Here is a 26,160-nt window from a genome sequence, read left to right on the forward strand (position 1 = left end):
CCTTTCCGGCGATTCATCGGAAATCACGACCGCTCGACAGGTTGCCGCATGCGGATGATTGTTTTCAAGCCGTCGCTGTGTCCCGCCAACAGCCGCTCATAGGCAGCCGGAATGTCATCCAGGCCAATCTCCTGGTCGATCAGCGCCAACAGCGGTTCGCTGAGCTCACCTAGCATCCGCACGGCCTCGGGCAGCTCATCGGCAAAGGCGTGGCATCCCAGCAACCCGATTTCGCGTTCGACCAGCGTATTGGGATCAATGTTGAGGCGGCCGTGAAAGATGCCCACCATGGCGATCGTGCCGCCGGGATCGAGAACGCCAAGCAACTGGTTGAGCGCCGCGACGCTGCCGGTCGCCTCAATGGCCGCGAGCAGCGGGGCATTGGCGGTTGCGGCGGCAACGGCATCCCGGTTCAGATCGACCATCGTGGCACCCGTCACCCGCGCCACCCGGGCGCAGCGGCTCTGGTTGCGGTCGGCGACGAGCACGATGCCGGCGAAGGTCCGCGACAGCAGCAGCGCGGCAAGACCGCCGATGGGCCCGCAGCCGACGACCAGCACCGCGCCTGCCGTTTTCGGCAGCCGCCGCACCGCATGCAACGCCACCGCCAGCGGCTCGGCCATCGCCGCGACCCGCTCGTCGAGCCCGGCATCGATGATATGCAAGAGCCGTGCGGGCAGCACCGCCTGTTCGGCAAACCCACCGTCGCAGATCTCCCCCACAAAGCCCAGCGACGCACAGAGATGCCGCCTGCCGGCATGACATTGCGCGCAGTCTCCGCACCAGAACCGTGAATCGGCAACCACCCTGTCACCGACGGCGACGCTATCAACGCCTGCGCCGATGGCGGTCACCGTGCCGGCCAGTTCATGGCCGGCCGTCGACGGCGACCGGCTTATCCATTGCCCCGTGCGGAAATTGTGCAGATCAGAACCACAGATGCCGGCGGCATCGACCCTCAGCTTCACCCAGCCCGGATCCGGCGCGCCTGGCGGAGCGATGTCCTCGACACGCAGGTCACCAGGTTGATAAAGTCGAGCAGCCCTCATCGCGATCGTTTCCGCTCAGCCGGCGAGATAGCGGTCGCGGATTTCCGAGACCGCGTTCTCGTGCGAACTGAAGCCCTCATAGCGGGCAAGCCTGCGGGCATGCAGAGCGAGTTCCGGATAGGCCGCCGAGGTGACATAGCCGACCGACGAGCGCTTGACGAAATCCGTCACCGAAAGCGGGCCGTAGGTCCGCGCCCACCGGCTGGTCGGCAGCACTGCATTGGGTCCAAGGACGAAGTTGGCAAGGGTCACCGGCGTATGCGGTCCCATGAGGATTTCGGCCGCCTCGGTGATGCGTCCGAGATGGGCGAACGGCTCCGTCGACAGGATCTCGAGATGTTCGGGCGCATAGTCGTTGATGAAGCGGTAGCTGTCTTCCAGCGATGCGGTCAGCACGATGCCGCCGCGCTTGCCGGTCAGCACCGCGCGCGAAAACTCCACACGCTGCTCGGTCATCCGCGACCAGTGCTCGGGAAGTGCGGCGAGTGCTGCTTCTGCGATCTTGCGGCTGTGCGTCACCAGATAGGCCGAGGAATCTGGCCCGTGCTCGGCTTCGATCAACAGGTCGAGCGCGGCAAGCCCGCCGTCGACGCTGTCATCGGCAAAGATAATCGCTTCCGACGGGCCCGCCGGAAGGCCTGTGTTGATGACCGATGACAGCACGCTCTTGGCCGCCACCACCCACGGGCTGCCGGGACCGACGATCTTGAGTGCGGGCTTCACCGTCTCGGTGCCGTAAGCGACGGCGGCAACTGCCTGGGCGCCGCCGCATTTGTAGACCGTGCCCACGCCGGCGAGACGCGCGGCGACGAGCGTTGCCGCGTCCACCGAACCATCCGATGTCGGCGGCGTCACGATGGCAATCTGCGGCACGCCGGCAATCACCGCCGGCACCGACGTCATCATCGTCACCGACGGGAAAGCGCCCTTGCCGCGCGGCACGTAGAGCGCAACGGATGCGATGGGCGTGTACCTGTCCCCGGCATAGGCGCCCGGCCGGACTTCCTTGAGCCACATCGTCTCCGGCTTCTGCTCCTCATGGAAGCGCCTGATGTTGTCGATGCCGAACTGGATGCTCTCGACGACGTCCCTTTCCACCTTGTCGAACGCCGCATCGAACTCGGCTTCCGACACCTGCAGTTCGCCCTCGGCGACATTGGCCTTGTCGAGTTCCCCGGCGAAGCGGATCAAGGCGGCGTCGCCTTCGTCCTTGACGGCCTGGATGATCGGCCGGACCTTCTCAACGAAGACCGTCAGATCGGCCTCGGCGCGCTTCAGCAGACTGGCGCGCTGGTCGGCATCGATGGATGACAGATCGTGGAAGCTGATGTCGGACATGATTGCTCGTCTCCTGGAACTCTTGGAACGCAATGACGGTTGGCCCGTGGATGGCCATAGTTCTGCGGGTCGACAAGCCGACCGGGGCAAGGATCAAAGCCGTCGAGAGGCTTCACTCAGGCAAAAGTATATACATGTATGTATGATGGTCGCCAGCAATTTTTCCATCATCCTTCCCGTCGAAACTGCGGAGGCAAACCTGCCTCATCAGATCGAGGCGAGAAAGCCGCCATCGACCGGAATGGACTGGCCGGTTATGTAGGCAGCCGCATCCGAAGCGAGGAACACGGCGATGCCGTGCAAGTCTTGGAGATCACCGAAACGCCGCTGCGGGATCTTGGCCAGCATGGAGTGCTGCCATGCCTCGTCGCTGTAAAAAACGTCGGTCATCGCCGTCCTGAAATAGCCCGGCGCGATGGCGTTGACCCTTATGCCAAGCTCCGCCCACTCCGCCGCAAGGGCGCGGGTCATGCCGAGCAGGCCCGACTTCGACGAGCCATACGGCACCGCGGTGGGGATTCCGACTTCGGATGTCAGCGAGCACAGATTGATGATGGCACCAGGGCGTCCGGCGTCGCGCATCTGCCGCGCGGCGGCCTGGGCGCAGAAGAACGCTCCCTTGAGATTCGTGTCGACGATCCTGTCCCACAGCGCCTCGTCGACATCGAGCGAGGGCCGCACCTCCTCCACGCCGGCATTGTTGACGAGAATGTCGAGACCGCCAAGCAGGCTGGCAGCCTCTGCGGTTGCTGCCCGGCAGCGGCCGACATCGGTGACGTCGAGAGCGATGGCGTGCGCCACTCCGCCGGCGGCGCGGATGGCTGCCGTGGTGGCCTCCAGCGAGGCCAGGCTGCGCGCCGTGACCGCGACGTCTGCGCCGGCAGCACTCAGCGCCTCGGCGATGCTGCGCCCGATGCCCCGGCTTGCACCGGTGACAAGCGCCTTCCTGCCGGAGAGATCGAAGAGAGAAGCGTTGCGCATGTGATCCTCCTGATCGGTGTCGGTTTCCGCTTCAGCGTCGAGACTATCAGATCAAGTTGCATATACAAGCATATACAAACTGTTTGGGCTACGGTACGGATGACGAAATCCACCGCAGAGGAGCCCGCCCTTGTCGAAAGCCTCGGATATGGTCCGTACCGAAGTCAACCGCCTGTCGCCCTACAATTCCGGGCTGACAATTGACGAGGTCATGGAGCGATACGCACCGGCCAGAATCGCCAAACTGTGCTCGAACGAAAACCCGCTCGGGCCCAGCCCGACCCTCGCCACGACGATGCATGCCGGCTCCGAGATGTTCCGCCTCTATCCGGACCCTGCCGGGCGCAAGCTGCGCCAGGCGATCGGCGACAAATATGCCGTCACCGAGGACCAGATTATCCTCGGCAACGGTTCCGAAGACCTTCTCTCCGTCATCAGCCGTGCCGTGTTGCGGCCGGGCGACGCGGTCGTCACGCTCTATCCGTCGTTTCCGCTGCATGAGGACTACGCGACGTTGATGGGCGCTACCGTCAAGCGCGTTGTCGTCAACGACGATCTGACCATTAATGTCGATGCGCTGGTCGAGGCGGCGCGCGAGCGGCCGCGCATGCTGCTGTTCTCGAACCCGATGAACCCGGTCGGCAGCTGGCTCTCCGGCGGCGATCTGTCGAGGGTTCTGGATGCGACGAGCGACGAGACGCTGATCGTCATCGACGAAGCCTATGCCGAATATGCCGAGGGCGACGACTATGCGTCGTCCCTGCCCTATCTCGAAAAGCTGGACCGGCCCTGGATCGTGCTGCGGACCTTTTCCAAGGCGTTCGGTCTGGCCGGATTGCGGATCGGCTTCGGCATCGTCGGTGACCCGGAGCTGCGCGCGCTGCTCGACCGCGTCCGCACGCCTTTCAACGCCAACGGCATGGCCCAAGCCGCCGCACTCGCGGCGCTGGCCGACGACGAACACCTCGCCAGGGTCGTCGCGCTGGCCAGGGCGGAGAGAAAACGCGTCGAGACTTTTCTGGCGAGCAAGGGCCTCGACGTCGCCGCCTCCAGGGGCAACTTCCTGTTCTTCAACTGCCGGCGAGATGCTTCCGTGTTCGTCGAAAGCCTGTTGCGGCAAGGCGTCATCGTCAAGCCGTGGAAGCAGCAGGGTTTTGACACCTATGTGCGCGTCAGCATCGGCTCGGCTGCGGAGAACGACCACTTCATGGCCGTTCTGTCGGAGCTGTTGTGAATACACGCTTTGATCGGGATTCGGAACGGACCAGCCAAATTGACCTGCTCCTTGCGGCAGCGAGGTACCAGTTCGGGCACGATGTCACGCTGCGGCGCAATTCGTCGAATGAGGCAGCAGATTTTTTTGAGCTTCAGGCCGACAGCAGGCCTTAACTTTCGCGGCGTGGGTTTTTACATCTCTGGGGTCTGCAAACGATCGACGCTTGAGGAGGCTCCCTTGCAGCAACCAGATGACATCGCCGCCCGCCGATTGGGCATTCTCATCGAGCAATATGTGGAAGCGCGCAAAAAACGATACGGCTATGTGTCGACCGAGCAGGCCTATCGGGCCATCCGGCAGGTCCTCAAACCCGTCATTCCCGACCGCGAACTCGACGACATGGTCGCCTCGCTTGCCGTGAAGAACGGTCTGGCGGTCGTTTTCGACCGCCAAACCAAAGCGTCCGCCGATGACGTAGCTCCGAGGCCAAGCCCCTAGATCGACGCACATCTGCCGGCGCAGGGCGCCATATCAATACGGGGCCAAACGCATCGTTCGGCCCCGCATCGATGTGCATCGCCGGAGGAACCTGCGATACACCTGCGCCGTGGGCCTGTGTGCCGCAAGCCGACGGGCGTGGCGGCTTCAAGCGGCGGTGCTGACCTGGCCCGGCTCGAGGATCGACTTGACCTTGCCGGCCACCGCGCGTCCCAGATCGGCGTTGTTTGCGGCGGTGAAATGAATTCCGTCGACACCGTCCGTGGTGAGGTAATCGCCGGCATTGAGGAAGTCGATCTTCATGAAATCCGCCATCGCCTTGTACTGCCTGGCCAGATCCCTGGATTTTTCGTGCCCGCCGCCGAACATGCCCTCGAACCACGGATCGGGCATCGGGGTCAGCGGCGGCGGCGCAATGACCAGCGCCTTCGGCGCCGGATAAGGCGTGCCGATGCCGCCGGCACTGGTCAGGATCTGCCCGACCAGTTTCGCCATTCCATTGGCGATCTCATAAGGCGTCCGGCGGAAATAAGACTTGGTGTCGTTGGTGCCGAGCATGACAATGACCAGGTCCAGCGGCAGATGGCTGGCGATGGCCGAGGGCAGATAATTGGCCCCGTTCAGGCGCGGATCGTTGGGGTCGTCGAGACAGGTGGTGCGCGCGCTCAGGCCTTCTTCGATGATATGGTAGCCCGCCCCCAGCGCCGCCGACATCACACCGGTCCAGCGCTGGTCATAGGGGTAGCGGTAGGTCGGCGACCCCTCCTTGACCGGAACCCAGCCCCAGGTCAGCGAGTCGCCGTAGCACATGATGTTTTTTGGCGGTGACATCCATGTTTCTCCATCTGTTTGCAATTGTCTGAACGCCGGCGCACTTGCTTTTCGCCGTCTTAAGTCAGGGGTTTCGCACGCGCACTCCGTAGAAGATCGCCGCGCCGAGGATGATGACGCCCTGCGCGATGAGCTTGCCGGGCTCGTCGATGCCGAGCACCGTCATCACCACGAACAGCAGCGCAAAGCACAGCGCCCCGAAGAAGGGCCCCCAGACGCCGCCGTCGCCACGACCGAAGACGACGCCGCCGAGGATCGTTGCCGCGACCGCCAGGATCGGCAGGTCGAGGCCGACACGGACGCTGCCGACGGCGATCGAACCGGTCTGCACCAGGGCCGCGATCGCCGCGATCAGGCCGGCGAGCGTATGCGCCAGGATGACCGTGCGCTGGACCGGCACGCCGGAAAAATGCGCGGCTTCGGCATTCTCCCCGACCGAGGCGACGTAGCGGCCAAAGACGGTCCGCGACAGAAGCAGCCACACCGAAGCGGTCAGCAGGACCCAGAACAGCACCGGCGTCGGAACCGACAGGAATTTCGTGTTGTAGAGGTCGTTGAACAGCTTCGGCACATCGCCGGGCGGATTGCCGCTCGACAGGAACTGCACCAGCCCTACCAGGATGATGCTGACCGCCAGCGTGACGATGACAGCCGACACCCGCCGGCTCCCTATCATGAAGCCGTTGAACAGGCCGATGACGAGGCCGGTGGCGAGCGCCAGCACGACGAAGAAAGGCATCGACGCGCCGGGGAAAGTGCCCGACGAGATGAAATAGTTGATGAGCAGGATGATGCCGCCGCCGGAGAGGTCGATCGACTTCACCCGCATGACGACGAGCTGCCCCAGCACCAGGATGCCGAGCGGGACGATCTGCCTGACGAAGATACCCATGATGTTGAGGTTGAGCATGTTCGGTCGCGCGATCCACAGCGTCGCCAGCAGCACGAGAAAGACAAAATAGGACGGCGGTATGCGCAGCAGGCGCCGGGCGATCGGATTTGCGAGAACGGCAGCCATCTTTTAGAGCCCCATCTTCTTGCGGGATTGCAGCCCGACCACCGCCAGCAGGATGCCGCCCTTGATCGCGGTCTGGACAAAGGGGGAGACGTTGGCGAGGTTCATGCCATTGGCCAGCAGCGCCATGACCAGCGCGCCGATCACCGTGCCGTGCAGGCTGCCTATGCTGCCGGAGAGCTGGGTGCCTCCAAGGGCGACGGCGGTGACGGTGTCGAGTTCGAAAAGCAGCCCGACATTCGGATCGCCCGACACGATGCGCCCGGCCAGGAAGACACCGGCAACGGCCGCGAAACAGGAACAGACCACATAGGCGAGGATGATGTTGCGACGGTCGGAGACGCCGAAATTGCGGGCAGCACTTTCAGCGCCCGAAGCAATGCCGCCGCCAATCGCAAACAGATGCAGCCCGTATCGCGATCCGTAGAGCAGTTTCCACGCTGCCAGGATCACGACGATGCCCCAGAAAACCGGATAGGGAACGCCGAGGAAACTGCCTGAGACGGCATCGATGACGATCTCCGGCACCGTACCGCCGGACACAGGACGCAGGATGCGCGTGATGCCGAGCACGATGTACTGCGTCGACAGCGTCGCGATGATCGGATGGACGTTGAAACGGGTGATCGCCAGGCCGTTGATCAGCCCGATGAGTGCCGCCAGCACGAAGACCGCCGGGATCAGCACGACAGCCGGCTGATCGAGCGCCAGCACCGCCGTGGTGAAGCTGATGACGGAGCCGACCGACAGATCGAGCCCGCCGATGAGCACGACCACCAACTGTCCGATGGCCGCGATGATCAGCGGCATTGCCTGGGCCACCAGGTTGAAGAGGTTTTCGGCCGTGGCAAATTGTGTCGTCTCGACGGTCAGCCACAGCGAAATGAACAAGGCGACCAGCAGTGGCAGGCCCCACAGGCCTTGCCGCGTGTTCCGGCCACTCAGGATGTTGAACAGCGAGCGAACCATGGCAGCCCCCCTAGTGCTGGCGCGCGGAGCCGCCCGTCAGGGCCGCGTCGAGGATCTTGTGTTCCGTCGCCTGCGCCGCCGGCATTTCGGCAACGATGGTGTCGTCGTGGACGACGTAGATGCGATCGCAGAGCCCGATCAACTCGATCGTCTCGCGCGACAGCACCAGCACGGCGCCGCCCTTGGCGGTAAAGTCGCGCAGCAGGTGGTAGATCTCGGACTTGGCGCCGATGTCGACGCCGCGGGTCGGCTCCTCGACCAGCAGAAGATCGAGATCGGCGGCCAGGTAGCGGCCGAGGAGAACCTTTTGCTGGTTGCCGCCCGACAGGGAGCCGACCGGCGCGGACGGCCCTGCCGCCTTTATGTTCATGACCTCCATCATGCGGGCGATGACGTTTCGATACGGCTGCGCCGGCGCGAGTTCGAATCGCCTCGAATGCAATCCGATGGCGATGTTGTGGGCGATCGGCAAAGCGAGGAAGAGCCCCTCCTCCTTGCGGTCCTCGGGAACGAAGCCGACCCTCAGCTGCTGCAAATGGCGAACGCCTGATGATGCCGGGAGCGGCATTTTCAGCGCTTTGCCGTTGACGGAAATCGTCCCGGCGGAGGGATGATAGCGGCCGATCAGCGATCTCAGGAAGCGCTGCTGGCCCTGCCCCTCCAGTCCGGCCAGGGCTACGATCTCACCCTTGTGCAAAGACAGCGACAGCGGCCGCGATGTGTCGGTGATTCTGAGGTTCTCGACTCGCAGGATCTCATCACCCTTATCGCCCGTGCGATCGGGAAAAAGGTCCTGGAGTTCGCGTCCGACCATCATGGCGATGAGGTCGTCGGTGGTGATCTCGGACACCATCCTGGTGCCGACCAGTGCGCCGTCCTTCAGCACCGTCACCGTGTCGCACAGCTCGAAGATCTCCTCCATGCGATGCGAGATGTAGACGATGGCTTTTCCCTTATCGCGCAGCCGGCGGATGTTGCGGTTGAGCACATCGACATCGGCCGCGTTGAGAGCAGCCGTCGGCTCGTCGAGGATAAGCACGCTGGCGTCCGCCTGGATGCAATGCGCGATCTCGACGAATTGCCGCTCGGCTATGGTCAGGTTGGAAACGAGTTGCGACGGGTCGAGCGTGAGGCCGAGTTCGCCAAGCGCCTTGGCGGTCTGGCTTTTCATCGCCCGATAATCGATCGAGCCGAACCGGGTCGTCGGCTCCCGGCCCAGAAACATGTTTTCGGCGATCGACAGATTGGGCAGCAGCGAATGCTCCTGGAAAACGGTCGAAATGCCGGCATCGAGTGCGGCGCGCGGCGATTTCAGATCGAGCTTCTCCCCGTTCATGAAGATCTCGCCGGAATCGGGCTGATGCACGCCCGCCAGGATCTTCATCAACGTCGATTTGCCGGCGCCGTTCTCGCCCATCAGGGCGTGGACGCTGCCCGCCTTGAGATCGAGGGAAACGGAATGGAGCGCCTTGCTCCCTCCGAATGCCTTCGAAATGTGGGACATCTCGATAAGATTGGTCACGAAACCCTCGAACGAACCAAATTCAACACATGGAACGGCCTGCGGGGAATGCTTGTCCACTCCCCGCCAGCCACGGCGCCGTCACTTCTTGCCGTAATATTCCTTGAGCTTGTCCTCGGGCAGTTCGCTCGGCCACCAGACATTGGCGGTCAGGTCGTCGCGATAGTATTTTTTGGCCTTGTCCTGGTCCCATCCGTCGGGATTATAGACATAGCGTTTGTAGAGCTGCTTGCCTTCCAGAAGGGCAACAGCGGCGCGCACGCCGGCCGCACCTTGGGCGGGGCTGTATTCCGGCGAGATCGACTTGAACCCGTCCGTGATCCACTGGCCGAAATAGCCATTGTTGCCCTCGCCCGAAATCGGCGGAACGGGCGTGCCGAACTGCTTGAAGACATCGACGCAGGCGCGCGTCATGTCAGCGCCGGACGACCAGATGCCGTCAACCTGTGGGTTGTTCAGATAAAGCGTCTCGCACAGCTTCTTGGCCTTGTCGTACTGCCAGTCACCATGCTCCTCGGCGATGATCTGCACATGCGTGCCCTTGAGCGACTCCAGGAGTCCGTTGTAGCGGTTGGTGTCTTCCGGATGTCCGGCCAGGCCACGCAGGACCCAGATCTTGCCGTTGTCGCCGACGGTCTTGACCAGCCAGTCGCCCATCACCTTGCCGAAATGCTCGGCGCCGCCCTGGATTTCGGTGGTGTAGGCGTCGGAATCGATGCGACCGGTGTGGAGAATGACGGGAATGCCGGCGGCGACCGCCTTGGCGATGCTGGCATTCGCCGATGTGCTGGTCACCGGCTGCACGATGATCGCGTCGACATGCTGCGCAATCAGGTCCTCGATATCAGCCACCTGCTTCTTCTGGTCGAAGCCGGCATCGAGCAGGATGAATTTCGAGATGCGCTTGTCCTTGGCCGCGGCATTCTCCGCCTCATGCGCCACCTGTACCGTCCACGTGTTTGCGTTGACGCCGAAGTCGCTCATTCCGATGACCCAGGGCGGGTCCTTCTTAAACGCACCGGCCGCGGTCATGCGCGTGTCGTCGGGGCGCGGCGCGACGCCGTCCATCAGCTTGATGTCTTCCGCATGCGCCAGGGACGTCACGGCAAGCGTGGACGCAACTAGCATCCCCAGGCCGACGGTTTTCAGCAATCCTAACATTCAACTCTCCTCCTTGTGGTTGCCCCGGCCTACGAATTCGTATGGCCGGCCGTACGAATGTGTACTGCCGCGAGACGCTCTCCCGATGCATGCTCGTCGTCGCAAACCGACCGATGCACGCAATTCTCCCGTCCCCGAACACATGCGTGTCGAGGCCCAACCCGGGCTGGACGATGGTGACGGTTGAGAACTCCTCCGGCACTTTAGAAGCACAGCGGATTCGCCCTGTCAATAGTTAGTCATGTTGAATGACTATTCCCTTGCTTGCCTTTCACCGCTCCGCTATCCATCATGAATGGCGCTCGCCGGCTTCGGCGCGCTGTCAGTCCCGGCGGGAAAAACATGCGATCAGTCTTGTGCTACGGCGACTCCAACACGCACGGCCAGATCCCCGGCAGGGGGCCGCTCGAGCGCTATGGGCCGGGTGAACGCTGGCCGGGAATATTGCGTTCTCAGCTAGGCCCCGACTGGTATGTCATCGAGGAAGGATTGAGCGGCCGCACCACCGTCCACGACGACCCGATCGAGGGCGCCCACAAAAACGGCAGAACCTATCTTCGCCCCTGCCTGCAGAGCCATGCGACGCTCGACCTCGTCATCATCATGCTCGGCACCAACGACCTGAAGATCCGCTTCAACAAGCCGCCGTCGGAAGTGGCGATGGGGATCGGCTGCCTCGTCTATGACATCAAGGAGCTGGCGCCTGGGCCAGGCGGCTCGACGCCCGAGATCATGATCGTGGCGCCGCCGCCGATGCAGGACGACGTCAAGGAATGGAAGTCCATCTTCGCCGGTGCGCCGGAGAAATCGCGCCTGCTCGCGCTCGAGTTCGAGGTTCTGGCGGACTCGCTCGAACTCCACTTTTTCGATGCCGGCTCGGTGGTGTCGTGCAGCGAAGCGGACGGCTTTCACATCGATGCCGAGGCGCACAGATTGCTGGGCACCGCACTTGCCCGCGCGGTCGATGCCATCGGCTGGAGCCGCTCGACATGAGCAACACTAAAGCCACCGGGCAACGAGCTCCAACCGACGGGGCGACCCTTGCCTGACATGAGATTCGCACCACCCAACCCCTTGCGCATCGCCGATCGTGCGAGCGGGCTGAATGCGTTGAGCGTGCGCAGCTACAATGAGCGGCTGGTGCTGTCGCTGCTGCTTCAGAACGAAGGCATCTCGCGGATGGAAATCGGCGAAAAGACCGGCCTGTCGGCGCAGACGGCCTCGGTCATCGTCCGTTCGCTCGAGCAGGAAGGCCTGGTCTCGCAAGGCGAGGCGCAGCGCGGCCGCGTCGGGCCGCCCACCATCCCGCTTTCGCTCAACCCGGAGGGCGCCTATGCGGTTGGCGTCGGCTTCAGCCGGCGCAGGATCGACATCGCGCTCATCGACTTCATCGGCACGGTGCGCTTCCACACGCAGTTGCCGGCGGATGAAGCCAATCCCTTTCCGCAAAGTAGCGAGCTGTTCGGCGCGATCAGGCAAGCCATGACCAGCCTGCCGGTCGAGGTGCGCAGCCGGGTTGCCGGCATCGGCCTGGCCGTTCCCGACGATGTCGACACCATGGCTGCAACCCGCAGCGGATCGAGCACCTCGCTGAAGGCCTTGCAGGCCGAGATCGAGGAACAGATCAAGCTGCCGGTTTTCGTGCAGAACGACATCACCGCGGCAGCCGGCGGCGAGAGCATGTTCGGCGTCGCAAAGCCGCTCAACGACTATCTGTTCTTCTATCTGGGAGCACGGCTGCAGAGCAGGCTCATCCTCAACCACCAGATCTACAAGGGAAACTCCAGCGCCAGCTTCGATCATGGCCTGATGCGCCTGGAGAGCGAACTGGCCATGCGCGGGCGCCCGTCCGAAATCATCTGGAGCAGCAGCCCTGAGTGGCCTGACCTCGGCGAGGCCTACAGCGAATGGCTGGGGGAATGCTCCAACCGCCTGAAAGCCTCTATTTCCGCACTGACCCAGTTTGTCGAATTCAGGACGGTCGTCCTGTCCAGCTATGCGCCGCAGAAGATCGCCAAGACCTTGTGCGCCGACATCAGCCGGGAATTCCCCGGCATCGAAGCGCTGCCCGCGCGGGTCAGCATCAGCCCGAAGGCCGTCGGCGCGGCAAGCCTGCCGTTCAGTTCGCGCTTCATGATCCAGTGATCGAGCCGAACCGGCGTTGCCGGTCTGCCGATCATGCACCCTCCGCAGGTCCATCGATGATTTTCAGGTGACCAAGCGAATCTACTTGCCAGGACGCCTCACTTAATAGCATGTTAAGTGAACCCTGAGATCACCATGAAAATCGCTGCGGATCACGCACTCAATGACAATGCCGCAACCAGCGCCGAAGCGCGCCGCTCGACGGTATTGGGCGATCGCATCAAGGCCTATCGCACCACGCGGCGCCTGACGCTGCGCCAGCTCGGCGACATGATCGGCACCACCGCCAGCTTCCTGAGCCAGCTCGAGCGCGGCCTTTCTGGCGCCAACACCAGCACGCTGATGCTGATAGCCAACGCGCTCGGCATCAGCCTCGCCGATCTTTTCGACGAATGCGAAGTCTCGCCGCACGCGGTGCTGACACGCGCCGAGCGGCCGGCGCTGCCGACCAGCGAGGGCTACCGCAAGACGCTGCTGTCGCGCCGGCCGATCCGCGAGATGGAAGTCTATTGCGGCGAGTTCGCCGTCGGCGGCTCCACCGGCGACGTGCCCTACACCCATGGCAACGCGAGCGAGATGTTCCTCGTGCTGCGCGGACGCGTGCAACTGACGCTCGGCGACGAGAGCTTCACCCTCGAAGAGGGCGACAGCATCGAATATTCGACCTCGACGCCGCACCGGACGATCAATGTCGGCGATACGGTGGCCGAAGTGCTGTGGATCATCGCACCGCCGACAAGCGGCGCTGTCGACCTCGATCAATATGTAGCCCGGAAAACGCTCGCGCCCGGCCTGCCAAAATCAAACAGCGAGCCATCGGAGGGTTAGAAAATGGGAAGCAGATCAAGATTGGCCGGATTTGTCGGCGCCGCCGCACTGGCCTTGCTCGCAGCCGCCGCTCACGCGCAGAACGCGCCGCCGGCCGGAACCGTCGTCGACGGCTCGTTGAAGGGCAAGACGCTGACCTTCGTCTCCTATGGCGGCATCTACCAGGACGGCCAGGTCGCCGCACTCAAGGAATTCGTCGACAAGAGCGGCGTCAAGCTTTTGAACGACGGACCGACCGAAATCGCCAAGCTTCAGGCGCAGGTCGAATCAGGCAATGTGACCTGGGATGTCGTCGACACGGACGATTTTCCGCCCTTCGTGCATTGCGGAAAACTGTTCCAGAAACTCGATCTGACCAAGCTCGACATCTCGCACATCCCGCCCGGACAGGTCGGCGAATGCAGCGTGCCGGCGATGAACTACGGCATGGTCCTGATGTATAAGAACGACACGTACAAGGACAATCCGCCAAAGGACTGGAAGGATTTCTTCGACACCGCGAAATTCCCCGGCACCCGCGCCATCGACGGCAGTGGCAGCCCGCTCGGCGGCCTGATCGAACAGGCCATCCTGGCCGACGGCGGCAAGGTCGACGCCATGACGCCTGCCGATATCGACAAGGGCATCGCCAAGATAAAGGCGATCGGTCCCGACACCATCTTCTGGAAGACCGGCGCAGAATCCCAGCAGCTTGCCGAATCCGGCGAGGCCGACATGATCATCATGTGGACCGGCCGCGCCATGACGGCGGTCAAGAATGGCGCTGCCTATACGCCGGTGTGGAAGGACTGGCTGGTCGTCATGGATCAGCTGACCATCCCGGTCGGCGCCAAGGACACCGATGCCTCCTACGCGCTGATCAACGCCTATCTCGGCAAGAAGTCGCAGGAGATCCTGACCGAGCAGACCTCCTACTCGCCGATCAACAACGAGGCACAGCCAAAGGTCGACGCGTCCGTCGCCGCCTTCCTGACCAACACGCCGGACCACGCCAAGCTCGGCTATCAGCAGAACATCAAGTTCTGGGTCGCCAACTTCGCCGCCGCGTCCGACAAGTGGACGGCGCTGATGGCCGGCAACTGAGCCGGCTATCACTGAGGTGACGGCGTGAGCCAGACATCGCATACGCCGACGGCCGGGGGTGATCATTCCCGGCCGTCAGGTGCCGTGCAGGGGCCGCAGCGGCGCCTGCGCCTTGCCGCCTATCCGTCGCTGCTGGCGATGCCGGCCCTGGCTCTGCTCATCGCCGCTATGGGCTATCCCTTGCTGACCGTCACGCTGCGCAGTTTTTCGGATCCGGCCTGGGGCCTGCAGAACTACGTCTGGTTCTTTTCCACCCCGGTGAACGTCACCGTGCTGTGGCGCACCTTTTCCATCGCCGCCTGGGTCACCATCGTCTGCGTCATCGCCGCCTATCCCTATGCCTATCTCATGACGGCGGTCGGGCCGCGCCTGCGGCTGGTCCTCATCTTGTGCGTTTTGGTGCCGTTCTGGGTCAGCGGCGTGGTGCGCACCTTGGCCTGGGTCATCCTGCTGCAAGATTCCGGCATCATCAATTCGGTGATCAGGCTGCTCGGCTTTGACGGCGTGAAGCTGATCCGCACGCAGACCGGAGTCGTCATCGGCATGGCGCAGGTGTTGCTGCCGTTCATGATCCTGCCGCTCTATTCGGTCATGCGCGGCATCGATTTGCGCCTCGTGCAGGCGGCGCGCAGCCTTGGTGCGCGCCCGGCACGCGCCTTCCTGGAAATCTATCTGCCGTTGTCGCTGCCCGGCGTCTTCGCCGGCGCCATCATCGTCTTCATCCTGTCGCTCGGCTTCTACATCACGCCGGCCCTGCTCGGCGGCCCGCGCAGCACCATGCTGTCGACGCTGGTGCAGAGCCAGGTGCTCAGCCTGCTCAACTGGGGCCGAGGCGGCGCCATGGGCGTCGTCCTGCTGGTCGCGACCTTCGTGCTGCTGGCGCTCGCCGCACCGCTGATGCGCCAGCGCCACAAGCAGGCGTCCAGATCATGAGACAAACGCCGTTCCGCATTCTGCTCGGCCTGTTCTGCCTGCTGGTCGCCGTCTGGCTGGTGATGCCGACGCTGGTCATCATCCCGATGTCGTTCAACGAGAAGAAGTCGCTCGCTTTCCCGCCGTCCGGCTTCTCCTGGCAGTGGTACGCGAATTTCTTCACCAATCCCGATTGGCTGTCGAGCTTCTTCAATTCGCTCAGGGTCGCGGGCCTCGTCGCCGTTGCCGCCACGCTGATCGGCACGCTGGCGTCGCTTGGCCTCAGCCGCATGAAACATTCCGGCGCCGGCCTGCTGCGCGCCATCCTGATCACGCCGATGATCGTGCCCGGCGTGGTGCTGGCGATCGGCATCTATGCCGTTTACCTCGACTACCAGCTTGTCGGCACCACCACCGGCTTCGTCATCGCGCACACGATGCTGGCGATCCCCTTCGTCATCATCGCCGTATCGGCAAGCCTCGAAGTCTTCGACGTGCGGCTGGAAACGGCGGCGGCCAGCCTCGGCGCCAACCGCTTCACCACATTCCGCACCGTGACCTTGCCGCTGATCGCGCCCGGTATCCTGTCCGGGCTTTTGTTTGCCTTCGTCACCTCCTTCGATGAAATCATCGTCGCGCTGTTCATCACCAGTCCCTACCTCAAGACCTTGCCGGTGCAGATCTTCACCAGCATCACCCGCGACGCCGACCCGACGGTGACGGCCGTCGGAACCATCATCTTCATTGCCACGACGCTGATCATCAGCGCCGGGCTGATCATCAGCTCGAAATCGACGAGGAGTTGAGATGACTGCGAGGGAACGTGGCGCGGCCATCGACATCAAGGGCGCAACCAAGCGCTACGGCAATTTCACCGCGCTCGACGATGTCAGCCTGCATATCGAGCCCGGCGAGTTCATGACGCTGCTGGGGCCCAGCGGCTCGGGCAAGACGACCACGCTCAACGTCGTTGCGGGCTTCACCGACCTCACCGCAGGCGATCTTGCCGTCGGCGGCAACAGCATCGTCGCCCTGCCGGCGCACAAGCGCAACATCGGCGTCGTGTTCCAGCACTACGCGCTGTTTCCGCACATGACCGTCGGCAAGAACGTCGCCTATCCCCTCACCTTGCGCGGCATGGACAAGCAGGCGCGCGACCGTCTCGTCGTGCGAGCGCTGGACATGGTCAAGATGGCCGATTTCGCGCATCGCTATCCCTCAGAGCTTTCCGGCGGCCAGCAGCAGCGCGTGGCGCTGGCGCGCGCCATCGTCTTCGATCCGCCGCTGCTGTTGATGGACGAACCGCTCGGCGCGCTCGACAAGAAACTGCGCGAATGGCTGCAGCTGGAGATCAAGCGCATCCACCGCGAACTCGGCACCACCTTCGTCTATGTGACGCACGACCAGGAAGAAGCGCTGGTTCTGTCCGACCGCATCGCCGTGTTCAACCAGGGGCGCATCGAACAGGTCGGAACCGGCCGCCAGCTCTATGACGAGCCGACGACCTTGTTCGTGGCCAAGTTCATCGGCGAATCGACCAGTTTGCGTGGCACCGCCCAGACGTCAGGAAACGAGACCAGCCTGACGATCGCCGGCCAGAAGATCGTGGCCAACGGCAAGCTTGCCGGCGGAGGCAAACCGGTGGTCCTGCTGCGGCCGGAAAAGCTCTCGCTTGCCGGCACCAACACGCCTCCCGCCGCCGGGCAGAACAGCCTCACCGGTGAGGTCAGCGAGGCGATCTATCTGGGGTCGGGTTCGAAATACCAGGTGACGCTTCGCGATGGCTCGGTCGCCATCGTGCGCTCGTCGCTGGAAGCCACACCGTTCTCGATTGGTGACACGGTCGATCTGCGCTGGTCGGTAGTCGATGCAAAACTTCTTGCCGACGACGATCGCGCCGACATGACGATGACCTGATCGCTCTTTTCCCCGCAGGATTTTTAGACATGGACGCCAAAGTCAACGGCAACGTCTCGTTCTGGTATGCCGACATGGGGCTGCCGGCCTATCGCGCGCCGCTCCCGGGTGACCTCGAAGCCGATGTCTGCATCGTCGGCGCCGGCTACACCGGCTTGTGGACAGCTTACTATCTGAAGAAGGCCGATCCTTCGATCCGCATCGCCATCGTCGAAAGGGAGTTCGCCGGCTTCGGCGCGTCGGGCCGCAATGGCGGCTGGCTGTCCGGCGGCTTCAGCTGGTCGCGCGAGAAATATCTGCGGACCTCGACGCGCGGCGCCGTCATCGACATGGAAACCGCCATGCATGGCACGGTCGACGAAGTGATCGCGGTGACCGAGGCCGAAGGCATCGATGCCGACATCCGCCGCGTCGACAATCTGACGGTCGCCACCAACCCGCCGCAGCTCGAACGGATCAAGGCCGCCTATGCCGATGCGATCGGCTGGAGCGTGCCGCAGGACCGCGTCAGCCTGATTGGCCAGGCAGAGGCCAAGGCCCGCATCAACATCAAAAATGTGCTTGGCGGCTATGTCCACCACGGCACCGCGCGCGTGCAGCCGGCCAAGCTGGTGCGTGGGCTCTCCGAAGCCGTCGAGCGGCTTGGCGTGCCGATCTACGAGCAGACCACCGTGACCGGCATCGAGAAGGGCAAGGTCACGACGAACCGCGGCACCGTGCGCGCGCCGATCATCATCCGCGCCACGGAAGGGTTCACGGCCGGCATATCAGGCAATGAGCGGCTCTGGCTGCCGCTCAACAGCGCGCAGATCATCACCGAGCCGCTGCCTCAATCGCTATGGGACGAGATCGGCTGGGAGGGCCATGAGCTTCTCGGTGACGCCGCGCACGCCTATTGCTATGCGCAGCGCACCCGGGAAGGCCGCATCACCATGGGCGGGCGCGGCGTGCCCTATCGTTACGGCTCGCAAACGGATGTGCGCGGCCAGACGCAGCAGGCCACGATCGAAAGCCTGCACGCGATCCTCACCCGGCTTCTGCCGCAGACAGCCGGGCTTCGCATCGACCACGCCTGGTGCGGCGTTCTGGGCGTGCCGCGCGACTGGTGCACGACATCAGGCCTCGACCCTGAAACCGGCATCGGCTGGGCCGGCGGCTATGTCGGGCTCGGCGTCTCAAGTTCCAACCTTTCGGGCCGCACGCTGCGCGACCTTATCCTGCGCCGCGACACCGAACTGACCCGCCTGCCCTGGGTCAACCGCCAGGTGAGCAAATGGGAGCCCGAGCCGATGCGCTGGCTCGGCGTCCACTCGATGTATCAGCTCTATCGCGTCGCCGACGAGCGCGAGGAAGCCGGCCTCCAGCATACGTCGAAACTGGCCGCAATCGCCGACCGCATCACAGGACATTGAGAGACCGCCATGACCGACTTCCAGACCTTCGCCCATCTCGCTTCCATCGACCTCGGCGAGCCTGAGCCCAAGCCGACCTCGATCAGCGGCGATCAGCTCGAAGCAGCGAAGACGCTGTGGACCTCGCCTGACGGCACACTGGAAGTCGGCGTCTGGGAGTGCACGCCGGGCCGCTTCACCGCATCGCGCGAGAGCAATTCCGAAACCTGCCACATCGTGTCAGGTCGGGTCTCGCTGCATGGTCCCGATGGCCGCAGCGATGACGTCGGTCCGGGCGAAATGCTGGTGCTGCCGAAAGGCTGGAAAGGCGAATGGACGATCCACGAGAAGACGCGCAAGCTCTATATCCTGCACTTCGAGGCGTGAGCTGACTGGAACAGCCGCTACTCGTCGTCTGAACGATCATCCTCGGCAACAACAGGCTTGCCTTCTATCGCCTGCCGCAAGGCGTCGTTGATGCGGTCCTGCCAGCCCGGCCCATCCTCCTGGAAGTGGTCCAGCACGGCGCGATCGATCCGGATCGAAACAAGCTCCCTGACGCCTGGAGCGGCGGAGGGCTCACGAACCGGCGCGGCCGGCTTCTTCACCGGCTTGAAAGCCGCCTCGGCGGCCGTCATCGGATTTGTCGGTCGACGCGGGGGATTTGCCATCGGATGACCCTGACTGAAGACGATTCGTGCACGACGTGGCACGCTTGCGCCACCATAGCCCAACCAGCGCCGTCGCGCAGGCCCCTTTGGTCGGGACAATCACTCGGCTGCTTGAAGACTCTGCGCGTCGATGATGACCCTGATCTCGGCGCGGCAGGAGCCGCAATTCGTGCCGGCATGCAGGGCCGTGCCGATCGCCGCAACGCTGCCGCAGCCGCCGCGCACCGCTTCCGCGATCTGGTTGGCGCCGACGCCGAAACAGGAGCAGACGATGGCGCCGCGGTCGACGTCGATCCCGCCCGGTCGTCCGGCTACGATCGCCAACCTGCCGCGCCGGTCGACATGATCGGCACTCAACTGTTCCGCCGCCCAGCCGCGCGACACGGCGACCGGGCCGGGTGCGACGAACAAGGCGGCTGACAGTTGATCGCCGTCGAAGGCGGCGATGCGATGCTGGCCGGCGTCGCGGTCATGATAGGCGAGCATTTCCGCACCCGGTGACACGCCGAACAGTGACCCGGCAAAGCCAGCCCAATCGATGTCGTCTTCGGCAAAGGCAAGCTCGACCCGCCAGCCGCCCTTGCATTTGGCCACGGCCCAGTAGGCCGCGGTATCAGGCTCAGGCCTGCGCCGCGTCACCGCAAAGCCAAAGGCCTTTGCGGCGAATTTCTCGATGCGGGCGGCGACATGTTTCAGCGCCGGCTGGCCGGAAATGGGATCGGTCAGCGGCGCGGTCAGCGTGTCGAGCCGGCCCCTTGCCGCAAACTGATCGGTCCAGTGCATCGGCGCAAACAGGCTGCCCTGGCGCTGGCGCGCCGTCACCAGCGCGCGCACCAGCACGTCGCCGCGCGGGCTGGAAACCCGCGCGATGTCGGCGTCGCCGATGCCGAAGCGCTGCGCATCCGCCGGGTGGATTTCTACGAAGGGCTCGGCGATGTGCTGCGACAAACGCGGGCTTTTGCCGGTTCGCGTCATGGTGTGCCAATGGTCGCGGATACGGCCGGTATTGAGGATCAGCGGATAGTCCGGGCTGGTGCGGACTTCCGTGGTGGGGCGGATGGCGATGAAGCGCGCTTTGCGGTCGGGCGTGTAGAAATTGCCGTCGGCGAAGAAGCGGGTGGTGTTACCTTCCAGCCTCTGCCCGGCCCGAAGATGCTCGTCCGACTGATGTCGAGCTTGAGCACCCCCCTCTGTCCTGCCGGACATCTCCCCCGCAAGGAGGGAGATTGGCAGCTTTGATGCTCGCATATCTCCTGCATTGTTTGGAATTGGCGAAGGCCGTGGTGGCAGCCGATCTCCCCCCTTGCGGGGGAGATGGCCGGCAGGCCAGAGGGGGGTGGCTGGGCTCGGCGCCGGCCATTGGAACGGCTCCAGCGCCTCATACTCCTCCGCATCAACCCCGGCATAAGCACCAATATCGAAATCCCGCGCGCCATCATTCTCGAATCCTGACAGCGCGGCATGCTCGGCAAACACCTCCCCTGGCGTCGCATAGGAAAACGCCTCGCCAAACCCCATCCGCTTGCCGACCTCAGCGACAATCCGCCAGTCGGGCCTTGCCTCGCCGGGCACGGGCAAAAACGCGCGCTGGCGCGACACACGGCGCTCTGAATTGGTGACGGTGCCATCCTTCTCGCCCCAGGCGGCGGCGGGCAGCCGGACATGGGCGTGGCGGACGGTGTCGGTCTGGGCCAGCACGTCCGACACCACCACGAACGGGCACGCCTTGATCGCCGCCTCGACGGCATCGGCGTCCGGCATCGAATCGACCGGGTTGGTGGCCATGATCCACAGCGCCTTGATCCGCCCGTCGGCCAGCGCCTGGAACATCTCGACTGCCTTCAGGCCGGGCTTTCCGGCAATGGCCGGCGCGTTCCAGAAGCGCTGCACGCGGTCGCGATGGTCGGGGTTTTCGATTTCCATATGCGCGGCGAGCATGTTGGCCATGCCGCCGACCTCGCGGCCGCCCATGGCGTTGGGCTGGCCGGTCACCGAAAACGGCCCTGCTCCGGGTTTGCCGATGCGGCCGGTGGCGAGATGGCAGTTGATGATGGCGTTGACCTTGTCGGTGCCGGATGACGACTGGTTCACACCCTGGCTGTAAACCGTCACCGTTTTCGCCGTTGCCGCAAACAGGCTGTAGAAACGGCCAAGCTCGTCCTCGCTCAGGCCCGTGCCGGCAGCGACGCCGGCCAGGTCGAGCGCGGAGGCCGCGAAAAGCGCTTGCCCGAAGCCGGTCGTGTGCGTCGTGATGTAGGCGCGGTCGAGCGCATTGTGCTGGCCGAGATAAGCGAGCAGCCCGGTGAACAAAGCGACGTCGCCATCCGGCGCGATCGCCAGATGCATGTCGGCGATGTCAGCGGTCATGGTGCGCCGCGGATCGACCAGGACGATCTTCATCTCCGGCCGCTTTTCCCGGGCAGCCGCGATGCGCTGGTAGAGCACCGGATGGCACCAGGCGAGATTGGAGCCGACCAGCACGATCAGGTCGGCCAATTCCAGATCCTCATAGGTTCCCGGCACGGTGTCGGAGCCGAAAGCGCGGCGGTGGCCGGCGACCGAGGAGGCCATGCACAGGCGCGAATTGGTGTCGATGTTGGCCGAGCCGACAAAACCCTTCATCAGCTTGTTGGCGACGTAATAGTCCTCGGTCAGCAACTGGCCCGAAACATAGAAGGCGACCGCATCCGGGCCATGCTCGGCGATGGTTTGCGAGAAGGTCGAGGCGACAAGGTCGAGCGCCTCGTCCCAGCCGGCGCGGCGGCCGTGGACCTCCGGATGCAGCAGCCTGCCGTCGAGGTCGATGGTCTCGGCGAGTGCCGAGCCCTTGGAGCAGAGCCGGCCGAAATTGGCCGGGTGGTCGGGGTCGCCGCGGACGGACACCTGCCCGTCCGCGGTGGCCTTCGCCAGCACGCCGCAGCCCACCCCGCAATAGGGGCAGGTGGTCCTCACCTCGCGCGCTTCGTCGATCTCCATGGGTTCAGGCCGCGCGGCTGGCCAGCGCTTCCAGCGCAATGAACAGACGCTCGCCTTCGACCCGCACCGGAATGGTGCGCACCGCGCCCTCGTCGGCGCCGAGCGCCTTGCCCGTCTCCAACGAAATCACCCAATTGTGCAAGGGACAGGTCACCGCCGCACCGTGCACGATGCCCTGGCTGAGCGGTCCGCCTCTGTGCGGGCAATGGTCGTCGATGGCATAGACCTGATCGTCCAGGGTGCGGAATACGGCGATTTTTCCCTCGGGCGTTGCGACGCAGCGCGCGCCGCGGCGAGGGATGTCGGAGATGGAGCCGATTGCTACCCAGTTCATCTAGATTTCCTCTTTGCGCGTGTTCTTGACCGAAAACCGGTTTCCACTTTTCGGGAACACGCTCACTCCGCCGCCTGCGCAAACCCGACCGAGGCCATCGGCCGGAATTCGTGCTTGTCCTTGCCGGAAACGCGTTCCGACCACGGGTCGACCTGGGCGAATTTCTGGCTGAAGACGAAACGGTCGTAATAGGCCTTGCGCTTGTCGCCATCGTCCATGATCTGACGCTTGATCTCGGGGATGCCGATGCGCTTGGCCCATTTGTAGATGCGCTCGAGATAGCGGCCCTGCTCGCGATACATCTGCGTCAGCGCCACGATATGCTCCAGCGCCTCGTCCTCGGTCCTGACCAGGCCGAGCACCTCGGTGCCCTTGATGTCGAGGCCGGCCGCCCCGGCAAAATGGATCTCATAACCACTGTCGACGCAGATCACGCCGACATCCTTGCAGGTCGCCTCGGCGCAGTTGCGCGGACAGCCCGACACCGCCATCTTGACCTTGGCCGGCGTCCACGAGCCCCACATGAATTTTTCGATGCGGACGCCGAAGCCCGTAGAATCCTGCGTGCCGAACCGGCACCAGTCTGAGCCGACGCAGGTCTTCACCGTGCGCAACCCCTTGGCATAGGCGTGGCCGGAGACGAAGCCGGCCTGACCGAGATCGGCCCACACTGCCGGCAGGTCCTCCTTGCGGATGCCGAGCATGTCGATGCGCTGGCCGCCGGTGACCTTGACCATCGGAATTTCGAACTTGTCGACGACGTCGGCGATGGCGCGCAGTTCGGCGGCATTGGTCACCCCACCCCACATGCGCGGCACCACCGAATAGGTCCCATCCTTCTGGATGTTGGCGTGGACGCGCTCGTTGATGAAGCGCGACTGGTAATCGTCGGCGTAGTCATCCGGCCAGTCGCAGACGAGGTAGTAGTTGAGCGCCGGCCGGCATTTGGCGCAGCCGCAGGAGGTCGTCCATTCCAGTTCCTGCATGACGGCGGGAATGGTCTTCAGGCTCTTGGCCTTGATCAGCCGGCGCACCTCGTCATGGCCGAGGGTGGTGCAGGAGCACATCGGCTGCACGGCGGCGGGGTTGTACGTGTCGCCGAGGGTCAGCACCATCAGCTTTTCAACCAGCCCGGTGCAGGAGCCGCAGGAGGCCGACGCCTTGGTGTGGGCGCGCACGTCGTCAAGCGAGGTCAGGCCCTTGGCCGTGATCGCGCCGGTGATCTTTCCCTTGCAAACGCCGTTGCAGCCGCAGATTTCCGCATCATCCGGCAAGGCTGCAACGGCCGCCATAGGGTCCAGCGGGGCACCCCCCTGGTAGGACTGGCCGAAGATGAGCGTGTCGCGCATTTCGGAAATGTCGGTCTGCTTCTTCTTGAGGTCGTTGAACCAGGCGCCGTCAGCCGTCTCGCCATAGAGCACGGTGCCGATGATGCGGTCATCCTTCAGCACCAGGCGCTTGTAGACGCCTGCGGCGGCGTCGCGCAGCACGATCTCCTGGCGATCCTCGCCCTCGGCGAAGTCGCCGAGCGAGAACAGCTCGATGCCGGTGACCTTGAGCTTGGTCGGCGTGTCCATATGGACGAAGGCCGCCGCCGCGTCGCCGGCAAGCTGGCTGGCGGTCACGCGCGCCATCTCGTAGAGCGGTGCGACGAGGCCGTAGACTTGGCCGTTGACCTCGGCACATTCGCCGAGCGCGTAGATGTCGGGATCGTTGCTGCGCATGCCGGCGTCGACGACGATGCCCCTGTTGACGGCGATGCCGGCCTGTTTCGCCAGCCCCGAATTCGGCCTGATGCCGACGGCCATCACCACAAGCGTTGCTGGGATAATGGTGCCGTCAGCGAGCTCCACCTGCCCGACCTTGCCGTTGCCTGTGATCGCCTGTGTGTTGGCCTTGGTGATGACCTTGATGCCGCGCTGTTCCACCGCACGCTGCAAGAGATAGCCGGCCGCGGGATCGAGCTGGCGCTCCATCAGCGTCGGCATGACATGCAGCACGGTGACGTCCATGCCTTGCGCGTTCAGCCCTGCTGCCGCCTCCAGCCCGAGCAGGCCGCCGCCGATGACCACCGCCTTGGCCCGCGACTGGGCGGCAAGCATCATCGCCTGCACGTCGTCGAGATCGCGATAGGTCAGCACGCCCGGCAGGTCATGGCCGGGCACCGGAATGATGAACGGCACCGAGCCGGTGGCGATGACGAGCTTGTCATAGGGTTCGGTGACGCCATGATCGGAGGTGACGGTCTTCGCCGCTCGGTCGATGGCGACGATCTTGTGGCCCTTGTAGAGGGTGATGTTGTTGGCGATGTACCAGCCGTCGCCGTGGATGATGATCTCCTCATAGGCTTTCTCGCCCGACAGCACCGGCGACAGCATGATGCGGTCGTAATTAACGCGCGGCTCGGCGTTGAAGATGGTGACGGTGTAGCGGCCCGGAGCCTGTTCCAGCAGGTGCTCCAGCATGCGCCCCGGGGCCATGCCATTGCCGATGATGACAAGTCTTTCGCTCATGGTGCTACTCCGCGGCTTCGACGAAGCGGTGGCGTTCGTAGAGGAACTTCAGCACCGCCTCGCGGCAGCGCAGGAAGGTCCGGTCGGAAGAGAGTTCGACGCGCCGGCGCGGCCGCGCCAGCGGCACGGCAAGCACTTCGCCGATGGTTGCCGCCGGGCCATTGGTCATCATGACGATGCGGTCGGACAGCAGCACCGCCTCGTCGACATCATGGGTGATCATGATCGTCGTCGAGCCGAGCCTGGAATGGATGTCCATCACCGCGTCCTGCAGATGCGCGCGCGTCAGCGCGTCGAGCGCGCCGAACGGCTCGTCGAGCAGCAGGATCTTCGGCTCCATGGCCAGCGCCCGGGCGATGCCGACGCGCTGCTTCATGCCGCCCGATATCTCGGCCGGGCGCTTGTCCTTGGCATGCGCCATCTGCACGAGGTCGAGATTGCGCATGATCCAGTCATGCCGCTCGGCCTTGCTTTTCGAGCGACCGAAAACCTTCGACACCGCCAGGTTGATGTTTTCATAGACGGTCAGCCACGGCAGCAGCGAGTGGTTCTGGAACACCACGGCGCGTTCGGGACCGGGGCTGTCGACCTCTTTGTCCTCGAGCAGCACGGCGCCGGCGGACACCTTGGTCAGCCCGGCGATCAGATTGAGCAGGGTCGACTTGCCGCAGCCGGAATGGCCGATGATGGAGACGAATTCGCCCTTGTCGATGGTCAGCCTGATGTCCTTCAACACCTCGCTGACCTGGGCACCACGCGAGAAGGATTTGTCGATATGGTCGAGCTTCAGATAGGCCGTCATCGCCCTCT

The 26,160-nt window shown here is 64.0% G+C and carries 24 protein-coding genes; 11 read left to right on the forward strand and 13 right to left on the reverse strand.

Translation table 11 applies throughout. The features are described from left to right. Positions 1 to 23: 23 nt before the first annotated feature. From NKI21_RS18425 to NKI21_RS18435, 3 genes are all read right to left on the reverse strand, one after another. Positions 24 to 1,049 (reverse strand): zinc-dependent alcohol dehydrogenase, encoded by a 1,026-nt coding sequence (locus NKI21_RS18425; RefSeq protein ID WP_023809394.1) that lies wholly within the window; start codon positions 1,047 to 1,049, stop codon positions 24 to 26. A 15-nt stretch (positions 1,050 to 1,064) separates the two neighbouring features. After that, positions 1,065 to 2,387 (reverse strand): histidinol dehydrogenase, encoded by a 1,323-nt coding sequence (hisD, locus tag NKI21_RS18430; RefSeq protein ID WP_023809395.1) that lies wholly within the window; start codon positions 2,385 to 2,387, stop codon positions 1,065 to 1,067. A gap of 207 nt (positions 2,388 to 2,594) precedes the next feature. Then, entirely contained in the window at positions 2,595 to 3,368 is a 774-nt protein-coding gene (locus NKI21_RS18435) for an SDR family NAD(P)-dependent oxidoreductase (RefSeq protein WP_352441997.1), read from the reverse strand. A 130-nt stretch (positions 3,369 to 3,498) separates the two neighbouring features. On the opposite strand from NKI21_RS18435, the gene NKI21_RS18440 reads away from it, so the two are divergent. After that, a complete protein-coding gene (locus NKI21_RS18440) occupies positions 3,499 to 4,602 on the forward strand; it encodes a histidinol-phosphate transaminase (protein WP_023809397.1) in 1,104 nt (367 codons plus the stop codon). A gap of 108 nt (positions 4,603 to 4,710) precedes the next feature. Continuing rightward, positions 4,711 to 5,082, forward strand: a complete 372-nt coding sequence (locus tag NKI21_RS18445; protein ID WP_245273087.1) for a hypothetical protein — start codon at positions 4,711 to 4,713, stop codon at positions 5,080 to 5,082. Between the two features lie 147 nt (positions 5,083 to 5,229). On the opposite strand, the gene NKI21_RS18450 is transcribed toward NKI21_RS18445, so the two are convergent. The 5 genes from NKI21_RS18450 to NKI21_RS18470 all read right to left on the reverse strand — a co-directional run bounded on the left by NKI21_RS18450 (position 5,230) and on the right by NKI21_RS18470 (position 10,580). After that, positions 5,230 to 5,913: an SGNH/GDSL hydrolase family protein gene (locus tag NKI21_RS18450; RefSeq protein WP_023809399.1), complete on the reverse strand. Its 684-nt coding sequence runs from the start codon at positions 5,911 to 5,913 to the stop codon at positions 5,230 to 5,232. A 64-nt stretch (positions 5,914 to 5,977) separates the two neighbouring features. After that, positions 5,978 to 6,931 carry an ABC transporter permease gene (locus NKI21_RS18455; RefSeq protein WP_023809400.1) on the reverse strand — a complete coding sequence of 318 codons (954 nt, stop codon included), beginning with the start codon at positions 6,929 to 6,931 and terminating at the stop codon, positions 5,978 to 5,980. Positions 6,932 to 6,934: 3 nt separating this feature from the next. Further along, positions 6,935 to 7,897 (reverse strand): ABC transporter permease, encoded by a 963-nt coding sequence (locus tag NKI21_RS18460; RefSeq protein WP_023809401.1) that lies wholly within the window; start codon positions 7,895 to 7,897, stop codon positions 6,935 to 6,937. Positions 7,898 to 7,907: 10 nt separating this feature from the next. Continuing rightward, complete coding sequence (locus NKI21_RS18465; protein ID WP_023809402.1) at positions 7,908 to 9,419, reverse strand: sugar ABC transporter ATP-binding protein; 1,512 nt, start codon at positions 9,417 to 9,419, stop codon at positions 7,908 to 7,910. 81 nt (positions 9,420 to 9,500) lie between these two features. Continuing rightward, complete coding sequence (locus NKI21_RS18470; protein ID WP_023809403.1) at positions 9,501 to 10,580, reverse strand: substrate-binding domain-containing protein; 1,080 nt, start codon at positions 10,578 to 10,580, stop codon at positions 9,501 to 9,503. A 342-nt stretch (positions 10,581 to 10,922) separates the two neighbouring features. On the opposite strand from NKI21_RS18470, the gene NKI21_RS18475 reads away from it, so the two are divergent. The 9 genes from NKI21_RS18475 (at position 10,923) to NKI21_RS18515 (ending at position 19,243) form a co-directional block, all read left to right on the forward strand. Continuing rightward, positions 10,923 to 11,573 (forward strand): SGNH/GDSL hydrolase family protein, encoded by a 651-nt coding sequence (locus tag NKI21_RS18475; protein ID WP_023809404.1) that lies wholly within the window; start codon positions 10,923 to 10,925, stop codon positions 11,571 to 11,573. A 57-nt stretch (positions 11,574 to 11,630) separates the two neighbouring features. After that, complete coding sequence (locus NKI21_RS18480) at positions 11,631 to 12,725, forward strand: ROK family transcriptional regulator (RefSeq protein ID WP_352441996.1); 1,095 nt, start codon at positions 11,631 to 11,633, stop codon at positions 12,723 to 12,725. A 135-nt stretch (positions 12,726 to 12,860) separates the two neighbouring features. Next, positions 12,861 to 13,553, forward strand: coding sequence for a helix-turn-helix domain-containing protein (locus NKI21_RS18485; protein ID WP_352732807.1), 693 nt, complete (start codon positions 12,861 to 12,863; stop codon positions 13,551 to 13,553). A 3-nt stretch (positions 13,554 to 13,556) separates the two neighbouring features. Then, entirely contained in the window at positions 13,557 to 14,636 is a 1,080-nt protein-coding gene (locus tag NKI21_RS18490) for an extracellular solute-binding protein (protein WP_023809407.1), read from the forward strand. A 24-nt stretch (positions 14,637 to 14,660) separates the two neighbouring features. Next, positions 14,661 to 15,569 carry an ABC transporter permease gene (locus NKI21_RS18495; RefSeq protein WP_352441994.1) on the forward strand — a complete coding sequence of 303 codons (909 nt, stop codon included), beginning with the start codon at positions 14,661 to 14,663 and terminating at the stop codon, positions 15,567 to 15,569. After that, positions 15,566 to 16,354: an ABC transporter permease gene (locus tag NKI21_RS18500; protein ID WP_023809409.1), complete on the forward strand. Its 789-nt coding sequence runs from the start codon at positions 15,566 to 15,568 to the stop codon at positions 16,352 to 16,354. The genes NKI21_RS18495 and NKI21_RS18500 overlap by 4 nt, the downstream gene beginning before the upstream one ends. Before the next feature lies 1 nt (position 16,355). Next, entirely contained in the window at positions 16,356 to 17,465 is a 1,110-nt protein-coding gene (locus NKI21_RS18505; protein WP_023809410.1) for an ABC transporter ATP-binding protein, read from the forward strand. 29 nt (positions 17,466 to 17,494) lie between these two features. Continuing rightward, complete coding sequence (locus NKI21_RS18510) at positions 17,495 to 18,877, forward strand: NAD(P)/FAD-dependent oxidoreductase (RefSeq protein WP_352441993.1); 1,383 nt, start codon at positions 17,495 to 17,497, stop codon at positions 18,875 to 18,877. A gap of 9 nt (positions 18,878 to 18,886) precedes the next feature. Continuing rightward, positions 18,887 to 19,243 carry a cupin domain-containing protein gene (locus tag NKI21_RS18515; RefSeq protein WP_352866662.1) on the forward strand — a complete coding sequence of 119 codons (357 nt, stop codon included), beginning with the start codon at positions 18,887 to 18,889 and terminating at the stop codon, positions 19,241 to 19,243. Between the two features lie 17 nt (positions 19,244 to 19,260). Here the strand turns inward: NKI21_RS18515 and NKI21_RS18520 are convergent, their stop codons facing one another. From NKI21_RS18520 to NKI21_RS18540, 5 genes are all read right to left on the reverse strand, one after another. Beyond that, positions 19,261 to 19,527 (reverse strand): BrnA antitoxin family protein, encoded by a 267-nt coding sequence (locus NKI21_RS18520; protein WP_023809413.1) that lies wholly within the window; start codon positions 19,525 to 19,527, stop codon positions 19,261 to 19,263. Between the two features lie 99 nt (positions 19,528 to 19,626). Then, positions 19,627 to 22,503, reverse strand: a complete 2,877-nt coding sequence (locus NKI21_RS18525) for a nitrate reductase (RefSeq protein WP_352866665.1) — start codon at positions 22,501 to 22,503, stop codon at positions 19,627 to 19,629. Between the two features lie 4 nt (positions 22,504 to 22,507). Continuing rightward, positions 22,508 to 22,837: a nitrite reductase small subunit NirD gene (nirD, locus tag NKI21_RS18530; protein WP_023809415.1), complete on the reverse strand. Its 330-nt coding sequence runs from the start codon at positions 22,835 to 22,837 to the stop codon at positions 22,508 to 22,510. 62 nt (positions 22,838 to 22,899) lie between these two features. After that, positions 22,900 to 25,350, reverse strand: a complete 2,451-nt coding sequence (gene nirB, locus NKI21_RS18535; protein ID WP_352441992.1) for a nitrite reductase large subunit NirB — start codon at positions 25,348 to 25,350, stop codon at positions 22,900 to 22,902. Positions 25,351 to 25,354: 4 nt separating this feature from the next. Continuing rightward, complete coding sequence (locus tag NKI21_RS18540) at positions 25,355 to 26,152, reverse strand: ABC transporter ATP-binding protein (protein ID WP_023809417.1); 798 nt, start codon at positions 26,150 to 26,152, stop codon at positions 25,355 to 25,357. Positions 26,153 to 26,160: the final 8 nt, after the last annotated feature.

This window comes from Mesorhizobium sp. M0715 (assembly GCF_040320355.1).
Lineage (GTDB): Bacteria > Pseudomonadota > Alphaproteobacteria > Rhizobiales > Rhizobiaceae > Mesorhizobium.

Bases quoted from the DNA above. Each gene is read 5' to 3' on its own strand.
- NKI21_RS18460 (WP_023809401.1), bottom strand. From the start codon at position 7,897: ATGGTTCGCTCGCTGTTCAACATCCTGAGTGGCCGGAACACGCGGCAA.
- NKI21_RS18425 (WP_023809394.1), bottom strand. From the start codon at position 1,049: ATGAGGGCTGCTCGACTTTATCAACCTGGTGACCTGCGTGTCGAGGAC.
- NKI21_RS18485 (WP_352732807.1), top strand. From the start codon at position 12,861: ATGAAAATCGCTGCGGATCACGCACTCAATGACAATGCCGCAACCAGC.
- NKI21_RS18525 (WP_352866665.1), bottom strand. From the start codon at position 22,503: ATGGAGATCGACGAAGCGCGCGAGGTGAGGACCACCTGCCCCTATTGC.
- NKI21_RS18515 (WP_352866662.1), top strand. From the start codon at position 18,887: ATGACCGACTTCCAGACCTTCGCCCATCTCGCTTCCATCGACCTCGGC.
- NKI21_RS18435 (WP_352441997.1), bottom strand. From the start codon at position 3,368: ATGCGCAACGCTTCTCTCTTCGATCTCTCCGGCAGGAAGGCGCTTGTC.
- NKI21_RS18480 (WP_352441996.1), top strand. From the start codon at position 11,631: ATGAGATTCGCACCACCCAACCCCTTGCGCATCGCCGATCGTGCGAGC.
- hisD (WP_023809395.1), bottom strand. From the start codon at position 2,387: ATGTCCGACATCAGCTTCCACGATCTGTCATCCATCGATGCCGACCAG.
- NKI21_RS18510 (WP_352441993.1), top strand. From the start codon at position 17,495: ATGGACGCCAAAGTCAACGGCAACGTCTCGTTCTGGTATGCCGACATG.
- NKI21_RS18540 (WP_023809417.1), bottom strand. From the start codon at position 26,152: ATGACGGCCTATCTGAAGCTCGACCATATCGACAAATCCTTCTCGCGT.
- NKI21_RS18520 (WP_023809413.1), bottom strand. From the start codon at position 19,527: ATGGCAAATCCCCCGCGTCGACCGACAAATCCGATGACGGCCGCCGAG.
- NKI21_RS18505 (WP_023809410.1), top strand. From the start codon at position 16,356: ATGACTGCGAGGGAACGTGGCGCGGCCATCGACATCAAGGGCGCAACC.
- NKI21_RS18490 (WP_023809407.1), top strand. From the start codon at position 13,557: ATGGGAAGCAGATCAAGATTGGCCGGATTTGTCGGCGCCGCCGCACTG.
- nirB (WP_352441992.1), bottom strand. From the start codon at position 25,350: ATGAGCGAAAGACTTGTCATCATCGGCAATGGCATGGCCCCGGGGCGC.
- NKI21_RS18455 (WP_023809400.1), bottom strand. From the start codon at position 6,931: ATGGCTGCCGTTCTCGCAAATCCGATCGCCCGGCGCCTGCTGCGCATA.
- NKI21_RS18470 (WP_023809403.1), bottom strand. From the start codon at position 10,580: ATGTTAGGATTGCTGAAAACCGTCGGCCTGGGGATGCTAGTTGCGTCC.
- nirD (WP_023809415.1), bottom strand. From the start codon at position 22,837: ATGAACTGGGTAGCAATCGGCTCCATCTCCGACATCCCTCGCCGCGGC.
- NKI21_RS18500 (WP_023809409.1), top strand. From the start codon at position 15,566: ATGAGACAAACGCCGTTCCGCATTCTGCTCGGCCTGTTCTGCCTGCTG.
- NKI21_RS18445 (WP_245273087.1), top strand. From the start codon at position 4,711: ATGAGGCAGCAGATTTTTTTGAGCTTCAGGCCGACAGCAGGCCTTAAC.
- NKI21_RS18475 (WP_023809404.1), top strand. From the start codon at position 10,923: ATGCGATCAGTCTTGTGCTACGGCGACTCCAACACGCACGGCCAGATC.
- NKI21_RS18450 (WP_023809399.1), bottom strand. From the start codon at position 5,913: ATGTCACCGCCAAAAAACATCATGTGCTACGGCGACTCGCTGACCTGG.